The sequence below is a fragment of the Actinotalea solisilvae genome, from assembly GCF_016464425.1.
GTDB lineage: Bacteria > Actinomycetota > Actinomycetes > Actinomycetales > Cellulomonadaceae > Actinotalea > Actinotalea solisilvae.
Genome location: NZ_JADDKQ010000013.1, coordinates 37,963 through 62,357 on the forward strand (window position 1 = coordinate 37,963; position 24,395 = coordinate 62,357).

General features: G+C 73.5%; 23 protein-coding genes. 1 reads left to right on the plus strand and 22 read right to left on the minus strand.

The window, feature by feature from the left end:
- Positions 1–11: 11 nt before the first annotated feature.
- From nusB to JIG38_RS12005, 4 genes are all read right to left on the minus strand, one after another.
- On the minus strand, positions 12–428 hold the full coding sequence (gene nusB, locus JIG38_RS11990; RefSeq protein ID WP_199424053.1) for a transcription antitermination factor NusB: 417 nt from the start codon (positions 426–428) through the stop codon (positions 12–14).
- A 1-nt stretch (position 429) separates the two neighbouring features.
- A complete protein-coding gene (efp, locus tag JIG38_RS11995) occupies positions 430–993 on the minus strand; it encodes an elongation factor P (protein WP_199424054.1) in 564 nt (187 codons plus the stop codon).
- 254 nt (positions 994–1,247) lie between these two features.
- Positions 1,248–1,685 (minus strand): hypothetical protein, encoded by a 438-nt coding sequence (locus JIG38_RS12000; RefSeq protein WP_199424055.1) that lies wholly within the window; start codon positions 1,683–1,685, stop codon positions 1,248–1,250.
- Positions 1,686–1,772: 87 nt separating this feature from the next.
- Positions 1,773–2,402, minus strand: a complete 630-nt coding sequence (locus JIG38_RS12005; RefSeq protein ID WP_199424056.1) for a hypothetical protein — start codon at positions 2,400–2,402, stop codon at positions 1,773–1,775.
- A 92-nt stretch (positions 2,403–2,494) separates the two neighbouring features.
- Between JIG38_RS12005 and JIG38_RS12010 the strand changes: the two genes are divergently transcribed.
- A complete protein-coding gene (locus JIG38_RS12010) occupies positions 2,495–4,402 on the plus strand; it encodes a DUF6541 family protein (RefSeq protein ID WP_199424057.1) in 1,908 nt (635 codons plus the stop codon).
- Here the strand turns inward: JIG38_RS12010 and JIG38_RS12015 are convergent, their stop codons facing one another.
- The 18 genes from JIG38_RS12015 to mltG all read right to left on the minus strand — a co-directional run bounded on the left by JIG38_RS12015 (position 4,403) and on the right by mltG (position 24,331).
- Positions 4,403–5,620 carry a glycosyltransferase 87 family protein gene (locus JIG38_RS12015; protein WP_199424058.1) on the minus strand — a complete coding sequence of 406 codons (1,218 nt, stop codon included), beginning with the start codon at positions 5,618–5,620 and terminating at the stop codon, positions 4,403–4,405.
- A 70-nt stretch (positions 5,621–5,690) separates the two neighbouring features.
- Positions 5,691–6,143 (minus strand): type II 3-dehydroquinate dehydratase, encoded by a 453-nt coding sequence (locus tag JIG38_RS12020; RefSeq protein ID WP_199424059.1) that lies wholly within the window; start codon positions 6,141–6,143, stop codon positions 5,691–5,693.
- Positions 6,144–6,178: 35 nt separating this feature from the next.
- Positions 6,179–7,309 (minus strand): 3-dehydroquinate synthase, encoded by a 1,131-nt coding sequence (gene aroB / locus JIG38_RS12025; RefSeq protein WP_199424060.1) that lies wholly within the window; start codon positions 7,307–7,309, stop codon positions 6,179–6,181.
- Positions 7,302–7,859 (minus strand): shikimate kinase, encoded by a 558-nt coding sequence (locus JIG38_RS12030; RefSeq protein WP_199424061.1) that lies wholly within the window; start codon positions 7,857–7,859, stop codon positions 7,302–7,304. The genes aroB and JIG38_RS12030 overlap by 8 nt, the downstream gene beginning before the upstream one ends.
- A 5-nt stretch (positions 7,860–7,864) precedes the next feature.
- Positions 7,865–9,085: a chorismate synthase gene (gene aroC / locus JIG38_RS12035; protein ID WP_199424062.1), complete on the minus strand. Its 1,221-nt coding sequence runs from the start codon at positions 9,083–9,085 to the stop codon at positions 7,865–7,867.
- An 82-nt stretch (positions 9,086–9,167) separates the two neighbouring features.
- Positions 9,168–9,968, minus strand: coding sequence for a hypothetical protein (locus JIG38_RS12040; RefSeq protein ID WP_199424063.1), 801 nt, complete (start codon positions 9,966–9,968; stop codon positions 9,168–9,170).
- Complete coding sequence (locus JIG38_RS12045) at positions 9,965–10,642, minus strand: PilN family protein (protein WP_199424064.1); 678 nt, start codon at positions 10,640–10,642, stop codon at positions 9,965–9,967. The genes JIG38_RS12040 and JIG38_RS12045 overlap by 4 nt, the downstream gene beginning before the upstream one ends.
- Positions 10,639–11,703 (minus strand): type IV pilus assembly protein PilM, encoded by a 1,065-nt coding sequence (gene pilM, locus JIG38_RS12050; RefSeq protein WP_199424065.1) that lies wholly within the window; start codon positions 11,701–11,703, stop codon positions 10,639–10,641. Before pilM ends, JIG38_RS12045 begins: the two co-directional genes overlap by 4 nt.
- Positions 11,704–11,795: 92 nt before the next feature.
- Entirely contained in the window at positions 11,796–12,599 is an 804-nt protein-coding gene (locus JIG38_RS12055) for a prepilin peptidase (RefSeq protein ID WP_307844859.1), read from the minus strand.
- A 2-nt stretch (positions 12,600–12,601) separates the two neighbouring features.
- Complete coding sequence (locus JIG38_RS12060; protein ID WP_199424066.1) at positions 12,602–14,158, minus strand: hypothetical protein; 1,557 nt, start codon at positions 14,156–14,158, stop codon at positions 12,602–12,604.
- 14 nt (positions 14,159–14,172) lie between these two features.
- Positions 14,173–14,859 carry a prepilin-type N-terminal cleavage/methylation domain-containing protein gene (locus tag JIG38_RS12065; RefSeq protein ID WP_199424067.1) on the minus strand — a complete coding sequence of 229 codons (687 nt, stop codon included), beginning with the start codon at positions 14,857–14,859 and terminating at the stop codon, positions 14,173–14,175.
- Entirely contained in the window at positions 14,852–16,681 is a 1,830-nt protein-coding gene (locus JIG38_RS12070) for a type IV pilus modification PilV family protein (protein WP_199424068.1), read from the minus strand. Before JIG38_RS12070 ends, JIG38_RS12065 begins: the two co-directional genes overlap by 8 nt.
- A 96-nt stretch (positions 16,682–16,777) precedes the next feature.
- A complete protein-coding gene (locus JIG38_RS20255) occupies positions 16,778–17,230 on the minus strand; it encodes a type II secretion system protein (protein WP_233404890.1) in 453 nt (150 codons plus the stop codon).
- Positions 17,231–17,405: 175 nt separating this feature from the next.
- Complete coding sequence (locus tag JIG38_RS12080; RefSeq protein WP_199424069.1) at positions 17,406–18,635, minus strand: type II secretion system F family protein; 1,230 nt, start codon at positions 18,633–18,635, stop codon at positions 17,406–17,408.
- Entirely contained in the window at positions 18,635–20,320 is a 1,686-nt protein-coding gene (locus JIG38_RS12085; RefSeq protein ID WP_307844860.1) for a type IV pilus twitching motility protein PilT, read from the minus strand. Before JIG38_RS12085 ends, JIG38_RS12080 begins: the two co-directional genes overlap by 1 nt.
- Positions 20,321–20,451: 131 nt before the next feature.
- Positions 20,452–22,125, minus strand: a complete 1,674-nt coding sequence (locus JIG38_RS12090) for a GspE/PulE family protein (protein ID WP_199424070.1) — start codon at positions 22,123–22,125, stop codon at positions 20,452–20,454.
- A 182-nt stretch (positions 22,126–22,307) separates the two neighbouring features.
- Positions 22,308–23,168, minus strand: a complete 861-nt coding sequence (locus JIG38_RS12095; protein ID WP_199424071.1) for a shikimate dehydrogenase — start codon at positions 23,166–23,168, stop codon at positions 22,308–22,310.
- Positions 23,165–24,331 (minus strand): endolytic transglycosylase MltG, encoded by a 1,167-nt coding sequence (gene mltG / locus JIG38_RS12100; RefSeq protein WP_307844861.1) that lies wholly within the window; start codon positions 24,329–24,331, stop codon positions 23,165–23,167. Before mltG ends, JIG38_RS12095 begins: the two co-directional genes overlap by 4 nt.
- Positions 24,332–24,395 lie beyond the last annotated feature (64 nt).

Here is a 24,395-nt window from a genome sequence, read left to right on the forward strand (position 1 = left end):
GGGCTCCCTGGTCAGGCGGAGAGCGTCGGCTTGAGGTCGACGATGCGCCCGAGCAGGCCGTTGACGAAGCCGGGCGAGTCGTCCGTCGAGAGCCCGCGCGCGAGCTCGACGGCCTCGTCGACGGCGACCGCGTCGGGGACGTCGTCGTTGTAGAGGACCTCCCACGCGCCGAGGCGCAGGATCGCGCGGTCCACAGCCGGCATGCGCTCGATCGTCCAGCCGTGCGAGTACGTCGCGATGAGCTCGTCGATCCGCTCGAGCTGCGCGAGCACCCCCTCGACGAGGTCGACCGAGTACTGCGGCAGGGACGTCTCGTGACCCGGCTGGGCGATCCGCGCCGCGAGCACCTCGGCCGGCGGCAGGCCGCGCTGGTCGGCCTCGAAGAGCACGTCGAGCGCACGCTTGCGGGCCTTGCTGCGTGCGGCCAAGTCAGTCGTTCACGCGGCCGAGGTAGGACCCGTCGCGGGTGTCCACCTTGACGCGCGTGCCCTGCTCGAGGAACAGCGGGACCTGGATCTCGGCGCCCGTCTCGAGCGTCGCGGGCTTGGTGCCGCCCGTCGACCGGTCACCCTGGAGGCCCGGCTCGGTGTAGGTGATCTCGAGGACGACCGACGGCGGGAGCTCGACGTAGAGCGGGCTGCCGTCGTGCGTCGCGACCATCGCCTGCTGGCTCTCGAGCAGGTAGTTGGCGGCGTCGCCCACGGTCGCCTCGCTGACGTGGAGCTGGTCGTAGCTCGACGTGTCCATGAAGACGAAGTCGGTGCCGTCCTTGTAGAGGTACTGCATGTCGCGCTTGTCGACGTTCGCCGTCTCGACCTTGGTGCCCGCGTTGAACGTGCGGTCCACGACCTTGCCCGAGAGCACGTTCTTGAGCTTGGTGCGCACGAACGCGCCGCCCTTGCCCGGCTTGACGTGCTGGAACTCGACGACGGTCCACAGCTGGCCGTCGATGTTGAGGACGGTGCCGTTCTTGAGGTCGTTCGTGGTGGCCACAGAAGGTCTTCCTGTCGGGTCGGTCGGGGTCCGTGCACGTCCCGTGCCGTACCGGCGCCGGACCGCCGTCGGACCCCGTGGGGACGAGGTGTCGGAGGACCGCGCGGAGCGCTCGGGCGCCGCTCGCCCGGGACGAGCCCCGACCGGGAGGTCGCGGCCGACGCACACCGGGGGCGAGGCGCCGGACAGTCTACCGCCGCGCCGGCGCCGGGTCGTGCGGACCGCGCGTGCGGGGGCGTGGGGCGCGGCCGCCGTCAGGGCTCGAGCAGCCGCCGGACGACCGCGCCGACGACGACCGCCCAGAGCATCGAGGCGAACGTGCCGATGACGAACCGCTCGGACGTCTCGGGGTGCTCGCGGATCTCGGGGTACCGGCCGAGGCCCTTGACCGCGATGACGAAGGCGATGCCCGACGGGTAGCCCGCGACGACGGACCCCGTGATCGCGAGCCGCTCGAGGATCCCGACCCACGTCCCGCCACGCAGACCGCTGACCTCGCCCGCGGACGGGTCCGCACCGGCCGCCGGGTCGGCTCCGGCGGCGAGGGCCGTGCCGTCGGGGGCCGTCCCCGCCGGCCCGGCGTCGGGTGAGCGCGCCGCGAGGCGCAGGACGCCGGCCGTGAGCGGCCAGCCCCCGACCGCGCTGAGCAGCAGCCCTGCGAGTCCGACGACGACCGCCACCCAGCTCTCCACCACGCGCTCCCCCGTCCGTCCGAGGCCGCGACAGTACCGCCCGCCGCGGACACCACCGCGGACGGCGCGGCCGGGCCGGGCAATGGGTCAGACGACGGCGTCGCCCGCGGGCGCACCCGCCGCCCGCGCGAGGAGGCGGCCGGCCGCCGCGCGCGCCGCGAGCTCCTCGTACCAGAGCGCGGTGCGCAGGCGCTGGCTCACCGCCTGCTGCGTGACGCCCAGCCGCGCCGCGACGTCGTCCTGCGTGGCGCCCGGCCGGGCGACGACCGCGTCGACGGCCTCCCAGCCCGCGACGGTCCGGCGCGCACGGAGGGCGCCGAGCAGGGTGAGCACGGCCTCGGCGTCGGCGGCGGCCGCCCGGTCCGCACCCCGCACCGCGAGCGGCACCGCGCGGACCCTGCTCTTGGCGGCCTCGACGGCCGACCGGGCGTCCACGAACGCGGGACCCTGGCCCGCCCGGACCGAGGCGGGCAGCGGCTCCTCGACGGGCCCCGCCCCGATGCCGACGCTCCAGCCCCCGGAGCGCAGGAGCGAGAGCGCGACGTCGACCACGGCGTCGGGGTCGTCGTACGCCGCCTGCACCTCGTCACCGACCGTGCGCTCGAACGGCCGGACGGGTGTCCCGCCCGCCCCCTCGGTCCCCAGGCGCTCGAGGAGCGCGTCGACACGGTCGCCCAGCACGCGGCTGTCGACCTGGTCCACGGTGACGACGAACATGTACCAAGGCTAGCCCTTGTGGCGCGGCGAACAAATGCTGGACCTTGTCGGACGGGCTCAAGTGCACGACCGGACCTGCCGACGACTCCCGGGTGGAATGGGTCGCAGCCGGGGGCGCCGGTCTCCTGGCGCTGGCGACCTTCTGGCTGCCAGGTCTCGCCGTGCTCCGGGCCGCGGGACACCGCGGCCTCCTGCTCGTCGCGGCCGCCCCCGTCGCGACCCTGGCGACCGCAGGGCTGGGCGCCGTCGTCGCGCACGCGGTCGGCGTGCCCTGGGGTCGCCCGACCGCGGCGGCCGCGACCGTCGTCGCGGCGCTCGGCGCGTACGCCCTGCGGTCGCGCGACGCGACGTCGCGCGCGCCGGCGAGCGGCCGGTACGGACGCGCGACCGCCCTCGCCGTCGCCGTGGGCACCCTGCTGCAGGTGGTCCCCGTCGCCGTCGCCATGCGGGCGCCGGGCAGGCTGCTCGACGCCTACGACGTCGTCGTGCACCTGACGACCGTCCGGCACGTCCAGGAGACCGGCATCGGGTCCTCGCTCGTGCTCTCGGACGCCGGCGAGCCCGGCCGCGCACCCTTCTTCTACCCCGCGGCGTGGCACGACGTCACGGCGCTCGTGCCGGTGTGGCCCGACGTGCCGACCGTGTCCAACGCCGCCGTCGTGCTCCCCACCGCCCTCGCGTGGTCCGCCGGGGCGGCGCTCCTCACCCGCACGCTGCTGCCCGCCCGGCCCCGCGCGGCGGTGTGGGCGGCCCTCCTCTCCGCGGCGGGCGTCGCGCTGCCCCTCACGCTCACGGGGCAGCAGGCCGGGCTCATCCCCAACGCGATGGGCCTGAGCGTCCTCCCGGCCGTCGTCGCGCTCGTCGCGCGACGCGGCCCGCTCGGCGTGCGGTGGCTCGCGGGGTCGGCGCTCGTGCTCGCGGGCCTCGCGCTCGTCCACCCCAACGCGGTGCTGGCGGCCGGGCTGGTCCTCCTGCCCTGGGCGGCCCACCGGGTCGTCGCGGCGGTGGCGGCCACGCGCGGGCGCGCGCGGCACGCGGCGCTCGCCACCGTCGCGGTCGGGCTCGTCCTCCTCGTGCCGGTCGTCCGCCTGGTGGCGCAGAGCGGCCCGATGACCCACGTCCGCGCCTTCCCCGGGGACAACCCGTACGAGTGGACGACGACGGCGGTCGCGGTGCTCTCCGGGAAGCTGGGGACGGCGGCCGGCGGGGGCGGGGTCTTCGTCGTCGCCGCCGCCGTGGTCGGCGCGCTCCTCGTGCGGCGTCTGCCGCAGGCGCGGTGGCTCGCCGCGTCGGCCGGGCTCGTGCTCGTCGTCTTCGTCGCCGGGCGCTCGGGCCTGCCGGTGCTCGGTGACCTCGACGTGCCGTGGTACGGGGAGACGAAGCGGCTCGCGCCGGTGGTGGCGGCGATGCTCGTGCCCCTGGCCGCACTGACGCTCGACTCGCTGGGCTCCTGGCTCGTGGCCACGGGCCGGCTGCGGACCGACCTGCCCCGCCGGCAGGTCGCGATCCTCCTGGGCGGCCTCCTCGCGGTGCCCGGCCTCGTCACCGGGGCGCTCGACACGGCGGCGGCGGCGCGCGCCGACTTCGGTGCCGGCGGCCGGGACGGCGTCGAGCTCCCCACCTTCGCCTCCGACGCCGAGCTCGCGATGCTCGCGCGGCTCGGCGACGAGCTCGGGGCCGGGGCCGTCCTGGGGTCGCCCCACTCGGGTGCCGCCCACCTGTACGCGCTGCACGGCGCGTCCGTGAGCGTGCGGAGTCCGCTCTCGCAGGTCGCGCCGGGGCTCAGGGACCTCGAGCGACGACTGGACGACCTCGGCACGGACGCGCAGGTGTGCGCCGACCTCGCGCGGTTCGGCGTCCGCTACCTCTACGTGGACCCGGTGCTCTTCCGCCAGGAGCGCGCGGAGCTCCCCCGGATGACGACCGCTCCCCGCGACGGTGTCCGCGTGGTCGACCGGGGCGGGACCGCGACGGTGTACGAGATCACCGCGTGCGACTGATCACGCAGCGGTCCGGGACGGCCTCGGCGACCGCTCGAGGACGAGCAGCGCGACCGGCAGCGCGACGAGCAGGAGCGTTCCGGCGACGCCCTCGGCCGTCGGCCCCAGGAAGTACGGCAGGAGGACGACGGGCGTGGCCGTCGCGGTCAGGGCCACCCGTGCCCGCGTGGCGACCCGGCGCGTGCCGACCGTCCAGAGCCAGATCAGCGCGACCGTGAGGAGCGGACCGGAGTAGTACGACAGTCGCAGCGGGTCCAGGAGCAGGCGCACGGAGATGACGACCACGACCGCGACGAGCCCCGTGCCGCCGCGGCGGAGCGACGCGGCGGCGCCGGCGAGCCCGACACCGACGCCCTGGATCACGCGGAGCACCCAGTCCGAGCCGATCCACGCGCTCCCGATGAGCCCGAGCGTCGACGTCGCGTTGATCCCCCAGCGGAACTCGAAGGTGTTGACCTCGCCGAGCAGGAAGAACGGGCCGTAGGCGAGCGCGGCGAGGAGCACGACCGTCGTCCCGCGCAGGACCGTGTCGCGCCAGCTGCGGCTCATGAGGATCATCGGTGCGCCCAGGACGCCCCACAGCTTCACGCCCGTCGCGAGGCCCACGAGGAGGGCCACGCCGAGGGAGCCGCGCCTGCGGGCCAGGAGCGCGGCGTTCGCGAGCAGCAGGCCGAGGAGGATCTCCTCGGGGTGGCCGTTGCCCACCGACTCCGCGAGCGGCCCGCCCAGCACGAGCGGGAGCGCCACGGCCCACTCCGCGGCGCGGCCCTGACGCGGCGTGCAGCCCGTGGCACGGGCCCATCGGCGCGCCGTCCACTGGGCGAGGGCTGTGAGCCCGACGCACTGGAGCCCGGCGACGGTGAAGAGCAGCGGCAGGTGCAGCGCCTGGACGACGGTGACGAGGACGCCGAGGGCGAGGAGGTAGACGGGGCCGATCTGCAGGCCGGGGTCGGCGAACACGTCCCAGACGCCGTCGCCGAGCATCGACGTGCCGGCCCGCCGGAACCATCCGGCGTCGCCGTCCGGGATCGCCGCCCCGAGCGCGCCGGGCACCACCATCGCGAGCGTCAGCAGCACCGCCGAGGGGTGCGCCCACAGCCACCTCAGCGCCGCCGCGAGGCCGGGCCTGCGGGCGCCGAGGGCGGCGAGCTCGCGCTCCAGCCACGACCCGCCCGGCGAGGTCACGGTCGAGGGCTCGACCGGTGCCTGCACTGTCATCCTGTCCGCCTGCTCCTCGACCGTCGCACCGCCTCCGGGTGTATCGGCGGCGGGTGGGCCGAGGTTGAGGTCAGGAGCCGGCGCTCGTGCGTGCGGCGACCGCGATCAGCGCGAGCCGGTACGAGTCGAACCCGAACCCGGCGACCGTGCCCGTCGCGACGCCGCCCACGACGCTCGTGTGCCGGAACTCCTCGCGCGCGTACGGGTTGGACAGGTGCACCTCGACCAGGACGAGGCCGGCCTTCGTCACCTGCGCCGCCGCGTCGCGCAGCGCGTACGAGTAGTGCGTGAACGCCGCGGGGTTGAGGACGACGTGGGTCGCGGTGTCGACGGCCTCGTGCAGCCACCCGACGATCGTCGCCTCGTCGTCGGTCTGCCGGACGTCGACCTCGAGGCCGTCGGCGGCGCCCCAGGCGGCGGCCCGGTCGGCGAGGTCGGCGAGCGTCGCCGAGCCGTACACCTCGGGCTCCCGGACCCCGAGCCGGCCGAGGTTGGGACCGTTGAGGACCAGCACGCGCGTCATGGCCGCAAGGCTAGGGGATCGCGCGGGGCCGCCCGTCAGAGGGCGATCGCCGTGCCGGACGGCGCCTCGCGGCTCACCTCGGCGTACGCCGCGGCGAGCAGCGTCGGGTCCGGCCCCTCGAGGCGCGCGGTGCGCCCGACGCCCTCGAGCACCACGAACCGCAGCAGGTCGCCGCGCGACTTCTTGTCGCGCCGCATGGCGCCGAGAAGCTGCTCCCACCGGTCGCCGCGGTACGTCGTCGGCAGGCCCAGCGAGGTGAGCACCGACCGGTGCCGGTCGACGACGGCGTCGTCGAGGCGGCCCGCGACCCGCGCGAGCTCCGCCGCGAACACCATGCCCACGGAGACGGCCGCGCCGTGCCGCCAGGAGAAGCGCTCGACGTGCTCGATCGCGTGGCCGAACGTGTGGCCGTAGTTGAGGATCTCGCGCAGGTCGGCCTCGCGGAGGTCCTCGCCGACGACGCGCGCCTTGACCGCGACGGACCGCTCGACGAGCTCGCGCAGCGTGGCCCACCCCGCGGCGTCGGGCTCCCGCGCCGTGAGCGCGCCCGGGTCGGCCTCGACGAGCTCGAGGATCCGCTCGTCGGCGATGAACCCGGTCTTGACCACCTCGGCGAGGCCGGCGGTCCGGTCGTGCACCGGCAGCGACTCGAGCGTCGCCAGGTCGCACAGGACGCCCGCGGGCGGGTGGAACGCGCCGACGAGGTTCTTGCCCTCGGGGGTGTTGATGCCCGTCTTGCCGCCCACCGCCGCGTCGACCATGGCGAGGAGCGTCGTGGGCAGCTGGACGACGCGGATCCCCCGCAGCCAGGTCGCCGCCACGAAGCCCGCGAGGTCGGTCGTCGCTCCCCCGCCCAGCCCGACGACGGCGTCGCTGCGCGTGAAGTCCGCCTGGCCGAGCACGCCCCAGAGGAAGGCCGCGACCTGGGCGGTCTTGGCCTCCTCGGCCTCGGGCACCTCGGCGAGGAACACCTCGTAGCCCTGGCCGCGCAGGTCCTCCTGCACGGCCTCGGCGGACGCCGTGAGCGCGCCCGGGTGGATCACCAGGACGCGGCGCACGCGGTCCCCGAGCAGACCGGGGAGCTGCCCGAGCAGGTGCCGGCCGACGACGACGTCGTACGGCCGCTCACCCGGGACCGTGATCCGGGTCGGGGCGGCGTCAGTCATGGGGCTCCTCGCGAGGGCTGTCCGGGGCGACCGAGGTGAGCGCCGCGTGGATCTCGTCGGCGACCTGGGCGGGCTTGAGGGTGTCCGTGAGCACGTGCAGGGTGGAGACCTCGTGGTACACGGGCCGGCGCGCCTCCATGAGCGCCTGCCACTGGCCGCGCGGGTTGCCGAGCAGCAGCGGCCGCGCCGTGGCGAAGCCGACGCGGGGGGCGGCGTGCGCCAGCGTGACGTCGAGGAACACCACGGTGCCCCCGGCCTCCCGGTAGAGCCCCAGCGCCTCCTGCGTCACCGCGTCGAGCACCGCTCCCCCGCCGAGCGCGAGGACGCCCTCGTGCTCGGTGAGCGCGGCGAGCACGGCGGCGCGCTCGAGGGCGCGGAAGTGCGGCTCGCCGTCGTCCACGAAGATCTCGGCGATGGGCTTGCCCGCGGTGCGCTCGACGTCCTCGTCCGTGTCGCGCGACGTCGTGCCCAGTCGCGCCGCGAGCTGGCGCGCCACGGTCGACTTCCCCGACCCCGGCGGGCCCACGAGCACCGCGACGGGTCCGCGCACGCGCGTCACCGCTGGAGCTCGGGGATCGACTCGACGTACGCGGCGTGGTTGCGCGCGACCTCCGCGACGCTGTCGCCGCCGAACTTCTCGAGCACCGCGTCGGCGAGCACGAGCGCGACCATCGCCTCGGCGACGACGGCGGCCGGCGGGACCGCGCAGACGTCCGAGCGCTGGTGGATGGCCTGGGCCGTCTCCCCGGTCGAGACGTCGACCGTCGCCAGGGCGCGCGGCACGGTCGAGATGGGCTTCATGGCGGCCCGCACGCGGAGCACCTCGCCGTTCGTCATGCCGCCCTCGAGGCCGCCCGCGCGGTTGGTCCGCCGTCGGATGCGCCCCGTCTCCGGGTCGCGCTCGATCTCGTCGTGGGCCTGCGAGCCGCGGCGCGCGGCGGTGCGGAAGCCGTCGCCGATCTCGGCGCCCTTGATCGCCTGGATGCCGACGAGCGCCGCGGCGAGCCGCGCGTCGAGCCGGCGGTCCCAGTGCGTGTAGCTGCCGAGCCCGGTCGGCACGTCGTAGGCGAGCACCTCGACGACGCCGCCCAGGGTGTCCCCCGCCTTGTGGCAGTCGTCGATCTCCTCGACCATCGCCGCGGAGGTCTGGGCGTGGAAGCAGCGCACCGGGTCGGCGTCGAGCGCGGCGACGTCGTCGGGGGTGGGCAGGACGGCGTCGTCCGGCACGCCGACGGGCCCGATCTGCACGACGTGCGAGACGAGCCGGACGCCCACCGCCTGCTCGAGGAACCGCGCGGCGGCGACGCCCAGCGCGACGCGCGTCGCCGTCTCGCGCGCCGAGGCCCGCTCGAGCACCGGGCGCGCGTCCTCGAAGCCGTACTTGCGCATGCCGACGAGGTCCGCGTGCCCCGGGCGCGGGCGCGTCAGCGGCCGGTTGCGCGCGATCTCCCGCGCGTCGCCCGTGCCGGCGTCGACGTACAGCCGCTCGGGCGGGACGGGGTCCGCCGCCATGACGTCGACCCACTTGGGCCACTCGGTGTTGCCGACCTCGATCGCGAGCGGGCCGCCCTGGCTGACGCCGTGCCGCAGGCCGGCGAGGACCCGCACCTCGTCCTGCTCGAACGACATGCGCGCGCCGCGCCCGTAGCCGAGACGGCGCCGCGCGAGGGCCGCCTGGACGTCGGCCGTGGTCAGCCGCACGCCGGCCGGCAGGCCCTCGAGGATCCCCACCAGGGCAGGGCCGTGCGACTCACCCGAGGTCAACCAGCGCAGCATGGCCCGATCCTTCCACGGGCCTGGACGCACCTCGGCCCGCGTCCGGGCAGCGGACGCGGGCCGAGGGTGGTGTCCTGCGGCGTCAGCCCAGCGGGGCGAACGGGTTGCGCTCGCTCGTCGGGAGCGGGACCGGGGCCTCCTCGGTCGGCGGCACCGGCACGGCGTAGGGGTCGGGCAGCACGAAGATCGCGCCGGTGATCATGAGCTCGAGGTCGCCGTCGGCGACGGCGGGCTTGCCGCCCGACGCGTCGGCCGCCTTCTGCCGCGTACCGTCCAGCCCCGTGACCAGGTACAGCCGGTCGGTCCCCGTCTGCGCCTGCCGGAGGAAGGCGTTGACGTTGGCGAACGGGCCGACGACCTTGAGGCTCAGGGGCACGTACGAGAACCCCTCGGGGACGAGCGCCGCGAGGGTCGCGGCCTCGGTCGCGGCGGTCGGGGCGCCCGCGGCGTCGACGGTCCCGTCGGGCGCCTCCGTGCCGTCACCCTCGGTGCCGGGCTCGGTCGGCGCCGGGGCGGGCGCCGCCGGGGTCGGCAGGGTGAGCACGGTCGACGTCCCGGGCGACATCTCGACGACGCTCACGCCGTTCGCGTCGGCGAGCTGCTGCACGGCACGTGTGTAGTCGGCGATGCGTCCGGTCGTCGGGATCTGCGCCTGGAGGGCCGCGAGCTCGGCGCGGTACTCGGGCAGCTTCTCGAAGTCCGCACGGAGCTGGACGAGCTGCACCTCGAGGAGGTCGTTGCGCGAGCGCGTGTCCTGCGCCTGCAGCCGCGTGGCGCTCGCGCGCTCGAATCCGGGCGCCGCCACGAGGAACCAGGTCCCCGCAGCCATCGCGAGGACGACGAAGACTGCTCCGGCGATCCATCCGCCTGCTCGGGGCCTCATGACTGCTCCTCCTCGATCGCGGTGAAACGCTCGGACAGCGCGCGCTCGTCCACCTGGACGGTCGCGGTGACCGTGTAGTAGGTCACGCCCTCGAGCTCGGTGACGCTCGCGCTCGTGAACCACGCCTCGGTGAAGCCCGGGATGGTCTCGAGCCCGTCGAGCCACGCGGCCGTGTCGGGCAGGGTCAGGGAGTTGCCCGTGAGGCTCACGGTGGCGATCTCCGTCGCGAGCGGGTCGACGGCCGCTCCCGTCGCCGAGGAGGGCGCCGTCGCCGAGGTGACCTTGAGGTTCTCGACGCTGACGCCGGCCGGCGCCGTGGCGGCCATGGCGACGACGTAGTCGGGCCACAGGACCTCGCCGCCCATGCCGAGGACGCGGGCGATCTTGGTCTGCTCGAGCTGGGCGAGGACGACGGGCACCTCCGCGTACTTCTCCTGCTCGAGCAGGAGGCGCGCGGTCTCGCCCTCCGCCTGCGCGAGCTCGTCCTCCGCGGAGCGCTCGGCGAGGACGGACGTCCCGGCGAGGCCGACGCACAGCACCAGGGCGACCCCGATGCCGATGCCGAGCCAGCGCTTGACGGTGACGAGACCCCGCTTGCTGCGGACCTCGGCCGGCAGCAGGTTGACCTGGGGCAGGCCGGCGACGAGGGGCGCCGCGGCCTTCCGGGCGCTCACGCCGCCAGCCCGAACGCCAGGCCCAGGGGCAGCGCGAGGAGGGACGACTGCGCCGTGAGGCGCTCGGGGTGCGCGGACTTCGCGACCTTGAGCGTCGACAAGGGGTCTCCGATCGTCACGGCCAGGCGGCTGGCGCTGGAGAGGTACTGGCCGAGGCCGGGCAGGTGCGAGCCGCCGCCCGTGAGGACGACGACGTCGATGCCCGCGCCCGGGTGGTTGCCGGCGTAGTACACGAAGGTGTTCCGGATGGCCTCGATGAGCGGCCGGACGACCGAGTTCACGGCCTCCGCGGCGGGCATCAGCTCGGGCGCGACCGCGAAGCCGACGCCGACCTCGCGCTTGATGTTCTCGGCGTCCACGCCGGAGACCTGCAGGGCGCCCGCGACGGCCTCGGTGACGTTCTGACCGCCCGAGGGGAGCATCCGGACGAACTGCGGCGCGCCGTGGGCCGAGATGATCACCTGGGTGACGCGCGCGCCGATGTCGACCACGCCGACCGTGCGCTGGGCGAGGTCGCCGCGCACGACCGAGCGCATGAGGGCGAACGGGTTGAGGTCGACGAGCTGCGGGCGCAGGCCGGCCGTCTCGACCGCCATGACGTTCGCGTTGACCGTGTCACGCGTCGCCGCCACGAGCATGCCCTGGAGCATCCGCCCGTTCGGGCCGTCCGTCTCGCCGGTGGCGTAGTAGTCGAGCACCGCCTCGTCGGTCGACATCGGCAGGAGCTCCTGGACCTGGAACGGCAGCGACGCGCGCACCTGGGACGGCGGCATCCACGGCAGGTCGAGCTCGCGGACCACGACGCGCTGGTTGCCGACGCCGATGTTGACGTCCTTCGACGGGAACCGGGCCTCGGCCCACAGCTGGCGGATCGTGCCGCTCACGGTCGCCTGGTCGGCGACCTCGCCGTCCCGCACCGCGCCGGGCGGCAGCGGCGCCTCGCCGTACCTCACGAGGGTCGGCTGGGCGTTCACCCCCCGTCCTCCACCGCCGAAGACGACCTCGGCCGCACGCACGCGCGTGGTGCCGATGTCGAGTCCGATCACTCCAGCCTTGGCCACTGGTGGTCCCTTCTCGCCGGGGCGCGGGTGCGCATCCCTGTGGTCCTATCGGGTTGCGGGGCCCCGGTCTTGAGAGGTTCCGGCGACGAGTGTCAGAGCAGGAAGCCGAGGTACCAGTCCCAGACCGCCTCGCCGCACGCGACGCCGATGGCGGCGCCCAGCACGATCCATGGGCCGAAGGGGATGCGGCTGCGTCGGCCCGCGCGCCCGAGCAGCAGGAGGCCGATCGAGAAGAGGCCGCCGACGAGGAAGGCCGCGAAGGCGCCGACGACGAGCTCGCCCCAGCCGAGCCAGCCCAGGGCGACGCCGAGGACGCCGGCGAGCTTGACGTCGCCGAAGCCCATCGCCCCCTCCTTGAGCATCATGAGCCCGAAGTAGAGGACGAAGAGCGCGGCACCGCCCGCGAGGGCGCGGAGCATCGCGCCGATGTCGCCGAGGACGAGGCTCGCCACCAGCAGCAGGACGGGGACGACGACCGCGGACGGCAGCACGATCGCGTCGGGCAGGCGCCGGACGTCGAGGTCGATGAGCGCCAGGGCCAGGCAGACGGCCGCCAGGTACAGGAAGGCCGGCAGGGCCGGGCTCCAGCCGATCCGGAGCCCGACGAGCACGAACAGCAACGCCGTCGCCGCCTCGACCGCGGGGTACCGGGCGGAGATGGGCCGGCCGCAGTCGCGGCACCGGCCCCGCAGCAGGAGCCACGACACGACCGGGACGTTGTCCCGCGGCCGGATCGCGTGCCCGCAGCCCGGGCACGCGCTCGGCGGCGAGACGACCGACTCACCGCGCGGGACGCGCCAGATCACGACGTTGAGGAACGAGCCGATGAGGAGCCCGACGACCGCGAGCGCGCCGAGCGCGCCCGCGGTCACGAGTCGCGGGTCCAGGAGCTCCACGCTCAGGTGTTCTCGCGCACGTAGAGGATGTCCACGTTGTAGTACTCGATCGCCGCGCTCGCCGTGACGACGCCCCAGACCGGGAGCGGCTGGTAGTACATCGTCAGCTGGTTGTCGATGATCGCCTGGCCGCCCGCGTAGATCTGGCCGTAGTGGGTCGTGTTGTTGGCCTTGCGGATGTTGCACGGCGAGTAGAGCAGGACGTCGACCGTCTGGTGGACCGTGACCTGGTTGTTGAGCGCGATCCCGTCCTGGTTGCAGCCGAACGGCTTCGCGTCGTACGGCTGGATGAGGTAGAGGTTGCGCGAGTCGCTCGTCGTCGACGTGATCTGCGAGTTGCCCGAGAACGTCACGCCACCGTTGGCGAAGATCGCCAGGTTGTCCTTGAGCGTGAACCCGATGCCCTGGAGCGTGACGGGGTCCGAGCACGTCGAGACGACGATCGTGTCCTGCGTCAGCGTGTGCCCGTTCGCGAAGAGCCAGGCGCCGACGCCGTCGGCCTTGCCGTTGAGGTTCGTGCTGTGCCCCGTCGGCCCGACCAGGTTGGGCCCGGTGTACCAGCCGCACGGGAACCCGGCGCGGGGGAACGTCACGACGTTGGTGTAGCCGTTGTTCGCCCACTCGGTCTGCGTCGCGGCGTCCCACTTGAGGATCGGGAACGCGAGGGCGGCCGGCGGCGGCACGGCGACCCCGGAGACGCACTTGCCGTTGGTGGCCGGGTAGCAGGGTCCGCCGGAGTCGCTCGTCACCGAGCCCGACGCACGCGCCTGCTGCCCGAGCTGCATCTTGCCGAGGCTCGCGTTGCCGTTGGAGACGAGCACGCGCCCGTTGACCGACACCTGCGGGTTCGTGGCGGAGAACCCGCCCTTCGCGTGCACGTCGACCTCGACCACGCACTGGTTCGACATCGAGACCGTGCCCTGCGCGTAGATCGAGCCGTAGTAGTGCTGGTTGTTGTTGCAGGTCACGTTGCCGTTCGTGTAGACGTCCGCGTCCGGCTGGCCGTTCTGGCCGTAGATCGACGCGTGGTTGGCGAGCGTGACGCCGCCGTTGCCGAAGATCGCCTTGTCGAGGTCGTTGCCCCACGAGGGCGTGAGCCGCAGCAGCGTCTCGACGGTGCGCCGGGCCACCTGCTGGTCCAGGAGCGGGTCCGACACCGAGGTCGCGGTGATGGTGGCCTTGGCGACCTGCACGCCGGCGAGGACGTCCGCGCAGTCGACCTGCACGTCGCCCGCGGTGAAGTACGCGACCTCCGCCGTGACGTCGAGCTGGTCGGTGATGGTCGAGATCGTCTCCGGCGGCACGGTCCCGCACGGCAGCGACCCGGGTGCGGTCGACTGCACGTGGGCGACCAGGTCGTTGACCTGGGCCTCGGACGTCATCACCGCGCTCGAGCGCTGCCGGTCCCGGCCGGACGCGCCGCTCTCGTGCACGGCGGTCGCGACGAGCGCGAGGACGAGCACGGCGACGATGCCGACGAGCGACACCGCGACGACGATGGCGATGCCCTCGTCACCCCGGGCACGTTCGGCCAGCCGGGCGCGCAGGCTGTGGGTCATGGGGAGGGCCTTCCTCACGGGGGCGGAGGGTTGTCGCACTGGCTGGAGTCGTACCCGTACGTGGTGTTGCGGCCCGTCAGCGAGGACGTGACCTGGAGGTGCTCGCCCGTCGAGGCCGTGCGGGCCGAGTAGAGCCGGACCAGGAGCATCCGGTCCTTGTAGGGCGTCGACGCGCCCTGGAGGACGAACGGGGCGTTCGCGGAGCTGTAGGGCGTCGTGGTGTCGACCCACAGGTCGCGCGCCACGACGGACCACCCCTGCGAGGTGCCGCCCGTGTTCCAGTCGGTCGACCAGCTGCGCGTGCGCAGCGTGAAGGTCTTCGGGTCCGAGCCCGCGTCCTCGAGCATCTGCCACTGGACGCACTGCCGGGTCCCGTTGGACTGCGTGAAGATGCGCATGCAGGTGCCCGACTGCGAGCCCATGTCGACGCACGTGCCGACGTAGGTCGGCTCGTCCGACGGGCTGAACAGCACGTTCCCCGACCGGATCTGGCGGTCGATCTGCGCGAGCGCCTGGCGCATCTCCGTGACGGCGGCCGCCGAGTCCCGCGCCTCGTTGGTCGAGCGGACGACCGTGATCACCGCCCCGAACGCGAGCGCGATCGCGAGCGAGAACACCCCCATCGAGATGAGCATCTCGATGAGCGTCATGCCCGCCTCGGCCTCGCCGGACCGGCGGGCGCGCCTGAGCCGCTCACGCATTGGGTGCCGCCTTGTAGGTCGCCTGGGCCACGAGACCCGAGAGGTTGGTCGAGAGGGCGTACCGGGCGATCTCGGTCCCGTCCCGAGCCACGACGACGGTGAGGTTGCCGACGACCCCCGCGCCGCCGTTGATCTGGGACACGCACGCCTCGGTCTTGCAGTCGGTCGTCGCGACGCCGGTCCGGATGGCGGGCGTGCGGACGACGGTGGGACGCTGCACGGTCACGGCGCCCTCGTACGTCACGGACAGCACGTGGCCGCCGCCGCCGGTGTACTCCACGGTCGTGGCCGGGATCGTGACGACGCGGGAGGCACCGTTGTCGGGCGCCGCGCACGGCGTGAGGTCGTAGCAGCCGAGGTCCACCGTGACGAAGGACGTCCCGTCCCAGACCTCGAGCATGCCGGACTTGACGTACTCCGGCGCCCGGGCGCCCGCACCCTCCTCGGCGCGCGCGCTCTCGGTGAGCCCGGTGATCTGCCAGACCGGCTTGTTGGCGACCCAGCCGGCCGGCACCGTGGACGCGCCCGCGCTCGAGCCGACCTGGACCGCGCCCAGGGCGCGGTTCGCCGCGGTGAACGCGCAGCCGAGGCTCTGCGGTCCCGCGCCGGTCGTGCAGCCCGCCGTGCTGGTCTGCGTCAGCTGCGCGCTGACCGACCGGAACGCTGCGCCCGTGCTGGGCACGGAGACCATCGGGACCGTGAGGGCGCCGAAGCCGAGCGTGCCCTCGGGCTCGTAGTCGAGGCTCGCCGGCGTGGAGCTCGGCCGCACCATCGACGAGGCGCAGGGGTGCGGCTGCGTGCCGGTCGCGAAGCCGGCACCCGAGGTCGAGATGCAGTGGGTCGCGTCGCCGTTGATCTCGGCCCACGCCTGCCCGCTGTCGGACCCGGCCGGCCGCGCGACGAGGCGACCCGCGGTGCCCTGGAGCGCGACGGCCCCGCTCGAGTGGCTGCCCGTCGTCGCCGAGTCCTCCTGGTCCGGCGCCGACGACGGGTCGGAGTCGACGGACGCGGAGCCGACCGCGGTGCCGGTGGTGGACTCCGTCGCACCGACCCGGCGGGCACCGGTCGTCTGGGCGTCGGCGTTGGCGCTCGCGGTCTGCTCGACGAGCAGGCTGCTCGCGTTGCTGCTCAGCGTGAGGTCGAGCCGACGGCCGTCCTCGAACCCGGGCACCGGGGCGGTCGCGTCCACCTCGTTGGTCACGGTGACGCCACCCAGCGCCTGGCCGGACTGCGCGGTGAAGTACGCCTGGCACGGCGCCGCGAAGGGGCTCTGGGCGGTCGACAGGCACCCGGCGGGCGAGTACGCCACGGAGCGCTCGGCGACCCGGCGGACACCGTTGTCCGCGGCGCTGGTCCAGCTCACGAGGGCGTAGAGGTTGAAGGGCTGCTCCCCGCCGCTCGTGGTGGGGGCGCGGGTCACGTAGACCTGGACGCGGTACCGGACCTCGCCGACGGTCTGGTCCTCCCAGTGCGCCGAGAGCGCGTTGACGACCAGCGGCTCGTCGACGCCCGGCAGCACGGCGGTGGGACGGAAGGCGTAGGCGGTCGCGACCGGCACGACGTACTCGATGCCGCCCTCGGGGGCCGAGCCGTCGGTCTGCGTGACCTGGTCGTACGGGAGGGCGCGCAGGCGCTCGAGGGCCTGCGTCGCGAGGGCGGTGGCCGTCTGCCGGTGCCGCGCCTGCGCGATGGTCTCGATGCTGGAGACGAGCACGCCGAGCAGCGAGGCCATGACGAGCACGACGACGAACATCGCGACGATCACCTCGATGAGGGTGAATCCCTCGTCGCGGCTCGTCACCCGCTTCCGCAGGTCGGTCATCGCGTGGTCCCCTGTCGCCGGTCGTCGGGTCGGGCAGCGCGCGATGGGGCGGGGCGTACGCCCCGCCCCATCGCGCTCAGTGCTGTGCTGACTGGATCAGCAGGAGGTCGTGCTCAGGCCGTTCTCGGCCGAGTAGAACGCCGTGGAGCGCGTGCCACCCGTGTAGGTGAGCGTGACGCACCAGCTCTGCGACGCGGCCGTGGTCGTGGCCGAGCCGGCCGCACCCGGGTACGACAGCGCGGCGCTGACGGTGTCCTTGCTCTTGTTGCCGACGCTCACCGAGTTGACCTGGAGGTCGGTGCCGCTGACCGAGACGCCGCCCGGCGCCGCGAGGACCGTGCTCGCGTCGACGTAGTAGGTCGCGACCTCCTTGCCGAGCGTCGAGACATCCGACGTCGCCGAGGAGTCCACGGCCTTCTTGCGCTGGTTCATGAAGACCGGGATGGCGATCGCGGCGAGGATGCCGATGATGATCATGACGACGAGGAGCTCGATCAGGGTGAAGCCCTGGTCCTTCTCCTCGATGGACTTGCGGATGCGCGACATCATTGCGCTGCCCTTCGTTCGCGTTATGAATGCCGGTCGCCCGGCGCTTGGTGGGTGCTACAACCCCTCTATCGGTGACCCCGGCGGGGGACTTAACCGTCGGGTCACCCTGGCGGTGTTTTTCACCCGCTTGCCGCAGCGCACCCGGGCGCAAGGTCCCGGTCGGCGACGAAATGCCCTATTCGATGAGGGTGAAGATGCTGAAGATGGGCATGTAGAGCGCGATGATCATCGCGCCCACGATGCTGCCCAGGACCGCGATCATCAGGGGCTCGATGAGCGACGTCAGCGCCTCGGTGGTCGCCTCGACCTCCTGGTCGTAGAAGTCGGAGATCTTCTCGAGCATGGTGTCGAGCGCGCCCGTGTCCTCGCCGACCGCCATCATCTGCACCACCATGGGCGGGAAGACGGGATGGCTGGCCAAAGGGCCGGAGAGGCTCTGACCTGTGCGGACGGACTCCTGGACGGCCTTCACGGCGCGCTCGATGACGATGTTCCCCGACGTCGCACCGACGATGTCGAGCGCCTGCAGGATGGGCACGCCGGCGTGGATCATCGTGCCGAAGTTGCGCGTGAAGCGGCTGATGGCGATCTTCTTGACGAGCTGGCCGAAGACGGGCGCCTTGAGCTTGAGCGGGTCCAGCCGCTCGCGCAGGGCGGGGTCGTTCTTGTGCTTGGCCCACCAGATGCTGAAGATGACGAGCGCGACGGCGCCGATCGGGACGGCGAACTTCATGATGGCGGAGAGCGTCACGAGGATCTTCGTGGGCCACGGGAGCTCGCCGCCGAGGGAGTCGAAGAGGCCCGCGAAGATGGGCACGATGAAGAGCAGCATGCCGATGACCGCGACGATCGCGATGACGAAGACCACGACCGGATAGGTCATCGCGGACTTCACCTTGCCGCGCAGCTTCACCTCGGCCTCGAAGTTCTCGGCGATGGACAGGAGCACCTTGTCCAGGAATCCGCCGATCTCGCCCGCCTTGATCATGTTGATCATCAGCGGCGGGAAGACGTCCTTGTGCTTGGACAGCGCGTTCGACAGCGCCAGACCGGTCTCGACGTCGTTGCGGACCTGGGCGAGCACCCGCGCGAGCGGCTTGCTCTCCGTCTGCTCGGCGAGGATCGACAGCGCGCGGAGCAGCGACAGGCCAGACGTGATCATCGTGGCGAGCTGCCGCGCCATGATGGCGAGGTCCTTGAGCGCGATCTTGTCGGTGATCCCCGGGATGGAGATCTCCTTGGACAGGCCCGTGGTCTGGAGCTCGCTGATGGAGATCGGGGCCATGCCCATGGTCCGCAGCCGGTTGGCGACCGCCGCCTGGTTGCTCGCCTCGATCTTGCCCTTGACGATCTTGCCGGCCTTGTCCCGGACGGCGTACTCGAAGGTCTTCGTGGCGTTGGACATCAGTGACCGCCTCCCGCGTAGCTCGGAGCAGTGCCGAGGGCCTGGTTGCCGAGCGGGTCACCCATGCCGCCGCTCATGGCGCCGAACGCCGTGCCGCCGCCGCTGCCGCCGGCCGTCCGGCCGGTCAGCCGGTTGTAGTCGGCCGTGTGGTGGCACTTCTCGAGGCCCTGCTCGTAGGTGATCTTGCCCGTCTTGACCAGGTCGGCCAGGTGCTGGTCCATCGTGTGCATGCCCATCTGGGCGCCGGCCTGCATCGCCGAGTAGATCTGGTGGGTCTTGCCCTCGCGGATGAGGTTGCGGATCGCGGGCGTGGCGATCATGACCTCGGTCGCGACCGCGCGCCCGGGGCCGTCGGCCCGCTTGGAGAGCGTCTGGCAGACGACGCCCTGGATGGCGCCCGCGAGCTGCGTGCGCACCTGCGCCTGCTGGCTCGGCGGGAAGACGTCGATGATGCGGTCGATCGTCTGCGCGGCGTCCTGGGTGTGCAGCGTGGCGAAGACCAGGTGCCCGGTCTCGGCCGCCGTCAGCGCGACCGAGATGGTCTCGAGGTCGCGCATCTCGCCGACGAGGATGATGTCCGGGTCCTGGCGCAGGACGTGCTTGAGCGCGTTCGCGAAGGAGTGCGTGTCGGCGCCGACCTCGCGCTGGTTGATGAGCGACTTCTTGTGCCGGTGGAGGAACTCGATCGGGTCCTCGACCGTCATGATGTGGTCGCTGCGGGTGCGGTTCGCCAGGTCGATGATCGACGCGAGCGTCGTCGACTTGCCCGAGCCCGTCGGGCCGGTCACCAGGACGAGCCCGCGCGGCAGGTTCGCGAAGTTCGCCACGACCGGGGGCACGCCGAGCGCCTCGAGGGGCTTGATCTCGTACGGGATGACACGGAAGGCCGCGCCGACCGAGTCGCGCTGCTGGTAGAGGTTGACGCGGAACCGCGCGACCCCCCGGACCGCGTACGCGAAGTCGAGCTCGAGGTTCTGCTCGAACGTCTCGCGCTGACGCTGGGTCAGGACGGCGTAGATGCTCCGCTGGATCGTCTCGCCGTCGAGCGGGGCGAAGCCGTCGAGCGGCTGGAGGTGCCCGTCCATGCGGACGGTCGGCTGGGCGCCTGACGTGACGTGGAGGTCCGAGGCACCCATCGCGATCATCGTCCGGAGCGCTGCCTCGAGGTCGAGGTCGTCGCTGCCCGGCCCCTGGGTCATGCCGAGCCGGCCCGACCGCTCGGCGGCGACCGAGGCACGGGGCGCGGGCGACGGCGCGGGCGCCTGCGCGGGGGCGGACGGTGCAGGCGGGGCGGACGTATACGCGCTCGCGGCAGCGGCAGGCTGCGCCGGCGAGGGAGCGCCCAGCGGGCGTGACGCCGCGTCGGGCGCGGGCGGGTAGCCGGTCTGGGGGTAGCCGGTCTGGGAGTAGCCCGCCGGCGGCGGCACCTGCCCGTACGGCGCGGTCTGGGGCTGCGGGTACGCCGGTCCGGCCGCGGGCCCTGCGACCGGGCGCGCTCCGGGCGCACCCGCGGGGCCGTAGCCCGCCGGGGGCGCCTGGTGGGCGGCGGCCTGCGGTGCGGGGGGCGTGCCGTGCACGTCGCGACGCGTCGCGCCGTACGGCAGGCCCGACGGGGCCGGGCCGCCGGTGGGCACGGCGGGACGCGGCCGCTGCTGCGGCGGCTGCTCGTGGTGGAACTCGTTCACGGTGACCCTTCCGTCGTGGGCGTCGCGCCCTCGCTCGTCTATCGACCGACGTGCTGGTGCCCTTGAGCGAAGAGGCACGACGGGTCTGCCCGGCACCACGGAGCGCGGAGCGCGGTGCGCGGCACCGTGCGTCACGCGACGACGCGGAGGATCTCCTCGATCGAGGTCTCGCCGAGCAGGACCTTCGTCCAGCCGTCGTCGCGGAGCGTGATCATGCCCTGCTCGCGCGCGGTCGCCCCGATGTCCGACGACGACGAGTGCGCGACGGCGTGGCGCTCGATGTCCTCGGTCACGCGCATGACCTCGTGCAGCGCCATCCGGCCCTTGTAGCCGGTGCGCGAGCACGACGAGCACCCCGCCGGACGGTAGAGCGTGGGCAGCTCCTCGCCGGGGCTCCAGGGGAAGCGGGCCGCGATGAGCTCCACCTCGCTCGGCTGGTACGCCTCCTTGCACTTCGCGCACAGCTTGCGCGCGAGGCGCTGGGCCACCACGCAGTCGAGCGCCGACCCGACGAGGAAGGGCTCGATGCCCATCTCGATGAGACGCGTCACCGCGCTCGGCGCGTCGTTGGTGTGCAGCGTGGAGAGCACGAGGTGACCGGTCAGCGCCGCCTCGATCGCGATCTGGGCCGTCTCGTGGTCGCGGATCTCGCCGAGCAGGACGACGTCGGGGTCCGACCGCAGGATCGAGCGGAGCGCGGCGGCGAAGCTCAGGCCGGCCTTGGGGTTGACCTGCACCTGGTTGATCCCGGGGAGGCGGTACTCGACCGGGTCCTCCACCGTGATGACGTTGATCTCCGGCCGGGAGACGGCGTTGAGCGTCGCGTACAGCGTCGTGGACTTCCCGGAGCCCGTGGGACCGGTGACGAGGATCATGCCGTACGGCTTGGTGTACGAGTCCTTGTAGGTCTCGTAGTTGTCCTCGAGGAACGACAGGTCCCGCAGGTCGAGGCTGGCGGTCGAGTTGTCGAGGATGCGCATGACGACCTTCTCGCCCCACACCGTCGGCAGCGTCGCCACGCGGAGGTCGATCTTGCGGCCGTTGTGCGTGACGGACATGCGCCCGTCCTGGGGCTTGCGGCGCTCGGCGATGTCGATGTCGCTCATGATCTTCAGACGCGAGATGACGCCACCCTGGATCTGCTTCGGGGACCGCTGCATCTCGTGGAGCACGCCGTCGATGCGGTAGCGCACGCGCATCTCGTGCTCGCCCGGCTCGATGTGGATGTCGGACGCCCGGTCCTGGATGGCCTGCGTGACGAGCAGGTTGACGAAGCGCACGATCGGGGCGTCGTCGTCGACGAAGTCCCCGATGCCCGAGAGGTCCTCCACGACCTCGGGCTGCTGGTCCTGGAACGCGTTCGCGAGGTCGTCGATCTCGTCGTCGGCGCGGCAGAAGCGGTCGATCGCGACCGTGAGGTCGTCGTGGGTGGCGACCACGGTCCGCACGGGCAGGCCGGACAGCGTCCGCGCGTCGTCGACCGCGAGCACGTTGCCCGGGTCGGCCATCGCGAGCACCATCGCGCCCTCGAGGAGCGCGATCGGCAGCACCGTGTAGCGGCGGCACAGCGACGCCGGGATGAGCGCGACGGCGTTGCGGTCGACGGGGTACTCGCCGAGCTCGACGAAGTCCATGCCCACCTGGGCTGCGAGGGCGCGGACCAGCTGCGCCTCGCTGAGCATCCCGATCTCGACCAGGACGCGGCCGAGCGACTCGCCGCGCGCCGCCTGCTCGTCGAGGGCCGCCATGAGCTGGCCCTCGGTCACGAGTCCTTCGTCGAGGAGGATGTCTCCGAGCTGCTTCACGGGTGTCCTTCCAGGTGACCGACCGTCGGGAGGGCCCGCTGCCGCGACGGGGGTCACGTGCAGGGCTGGCCCTAGGTCCCTATCGGCAGGCCCGGGGCGGTGCTGTAGGCGTTTCGCCCGGTCACCGTCGGGCGAGCGCGCCCGTCCCGCACCGTCCGGGCGCCGGTCCCGCGCCGTCCGCGTCAGACGAGCGCGGCCTCGAGCGCCCGCTCCATCGCCTCGACGGGCGCCGGGCGTCCGGTCATGAGGCGCACCTGCTCGGTCGCCTGGTGCAGCAGCATCCGCTCCCCCGTCACGGCGACGCCGCCGCCGGCGGCCCACGCCGCGGTGAGGGCCGTGGGCCGCGGGTCGTACGCGCAGTCGAGCAGCACGCCGGCGCGACCGGCGGCGCCGGTCGCGGCCAGGCGCTCGGCGAGCGGGTCCGCCGCGCGCGGCGGCAGCGTGGACACGACGACGTCGGCCGCGTCGACCGCCGCGAGCAGCCGGTCCACCGGGTCCATCGTGAGGAAGCGCGGCTCGACGCCCATGCGGTGCGCCGCGCGCATCGTCGAGCCCGCGCGCGCCATCGACCGGACGTGCACGTCCGCCGTCGGGCACCCCAGCTGGGCGAGCGCGGCGAGGGTCGAGGCGGCCGTCGCGCCCGCGCCGAGGACCACGGCGCGCTCCACGCGCCGCTCCCCCAGGCCCTCACGCAGGGCCGCGACGACGCCGTGGACGTCCGTGTTGGCACCGACGAGCACCGGCCGACCGACGCCACCGCCCTGCACGAGCACGGTGTTCACGGCACCGACGACCTCGGCGAGCGGCTCGACGTGGTCGAGCAGGCCGAGCACCGTCTGCTTGAGCGGCATGGTGAGGCTGAGCCCCGCCCACGACGCGTCGAGGTCGCCGACGAAGGCCGGCAGCTGCTCCTCGGTCACGTCGACCGGGTCGTAGCGCCACCCGTCCAGGCCGAGCGCCGCGTACGCGGCACGGTGCAGGACGGGCGACAACGAGTGCGCGATGGGGTGACCGAGGACGGCCGCGCGCCGGGCGGTGCTCACCCCTGGTTCTCGTCCTCCCACTGCCGCAGCAGCTGCACGTTCTCCTGGTGCTCCGGGAACGTCTCGGCGAACCGGGTCTCGCCCGTGTCGAGGTTGATGGTCACCCAGAAGAGCCAGGGGCCGTCGGCGGGCGTGAGCACGGCGTCGACCGACGTGAGGCTCGGCGCCGCGATCGGCGTCGGGGGCAGGCCTGTGCGCAGGTAGAGGTTGTACGGGGTGTCCGTCTCCTTGTGCGTGTTCGTCAGCTCCGTGCCGGGCACGCCCGCGCCGTAGGCGACGGCCGCGTCGATGTCGAGCTTCATGTTGATGTCGAGGCGGTTCTGGATCGCCCGGGCGACCTTGGCACGGTCCTCGGGCGTCCGGGCCTCGCGCTCGACGAGCGACGCGATGGTGAGGACGCGCTGGCGGTCCGCGGGCGCGACGCCGCGGGCGTCGAGGTTCGCCACCGTCTGCGCGACCATCTGGGCGATCATCTGGCCCGGCGTGGTCCCCGGCTGGAACGTGTACGTGGCGGGGAAGAGCCAGCCCTCGTAGCTTCCGCCGGCCTCGGCGGGCAGACCCGTCGCCGCCGGGTCGGCCATGGCCGCCTGGAAGTCGGCCACCGGGACGGTCGTGACCGACGAGAGCCGGTCGAGGACCTGGTCGACGCGCAGGCCCTCCGGGATCGTCACCTTGGTCTGGACCCGGTTCTCCGAGTCGAGCAGCGCGAGCACCGCGTCGGACGCCTTCATCTCGAGCAGCAGCCGGTACGTACCCGGCTGGATGCCGGCAGCGTCGGGGTTCGCGGTGAACGCCTGCGCGAAGGCGCCGGTCGACGCGACGACGCCGGCGTCGAAGAGGACCTGGGCCATCTGGGCGCCGGTCGCGGCCTCGGGGATGACGACCTCGGCGCTGCCGTGGCCCGGGCCCGGGAAGTCGTCCGTCTCCTGGCTCTGCGTCGCGCCGCGCAGGTCGTCGATCATGGGCAGCACGAACTGGACCACGGCCCAGGCGGCGCCGCCGACCACGAGCAGGCTGAGGACGAGCGCGACGAGGTTGCGCCGACGACGGCGCTTGCGACGACGGTCGCGCTCGGCGCGCTCGGCGCGTCGCGCCGACCGGTCGGAGTGCGTGGGTGCGGGCTCGTCCGGCTGGACGATCTCGTCGAGGAACAGGTCGTTCACCGCCGTGCCTCCTCGCGCGCCGTCTCCGCGTGCCTCATCAGGTCAGTCCTTCCGTCCCGGCCCG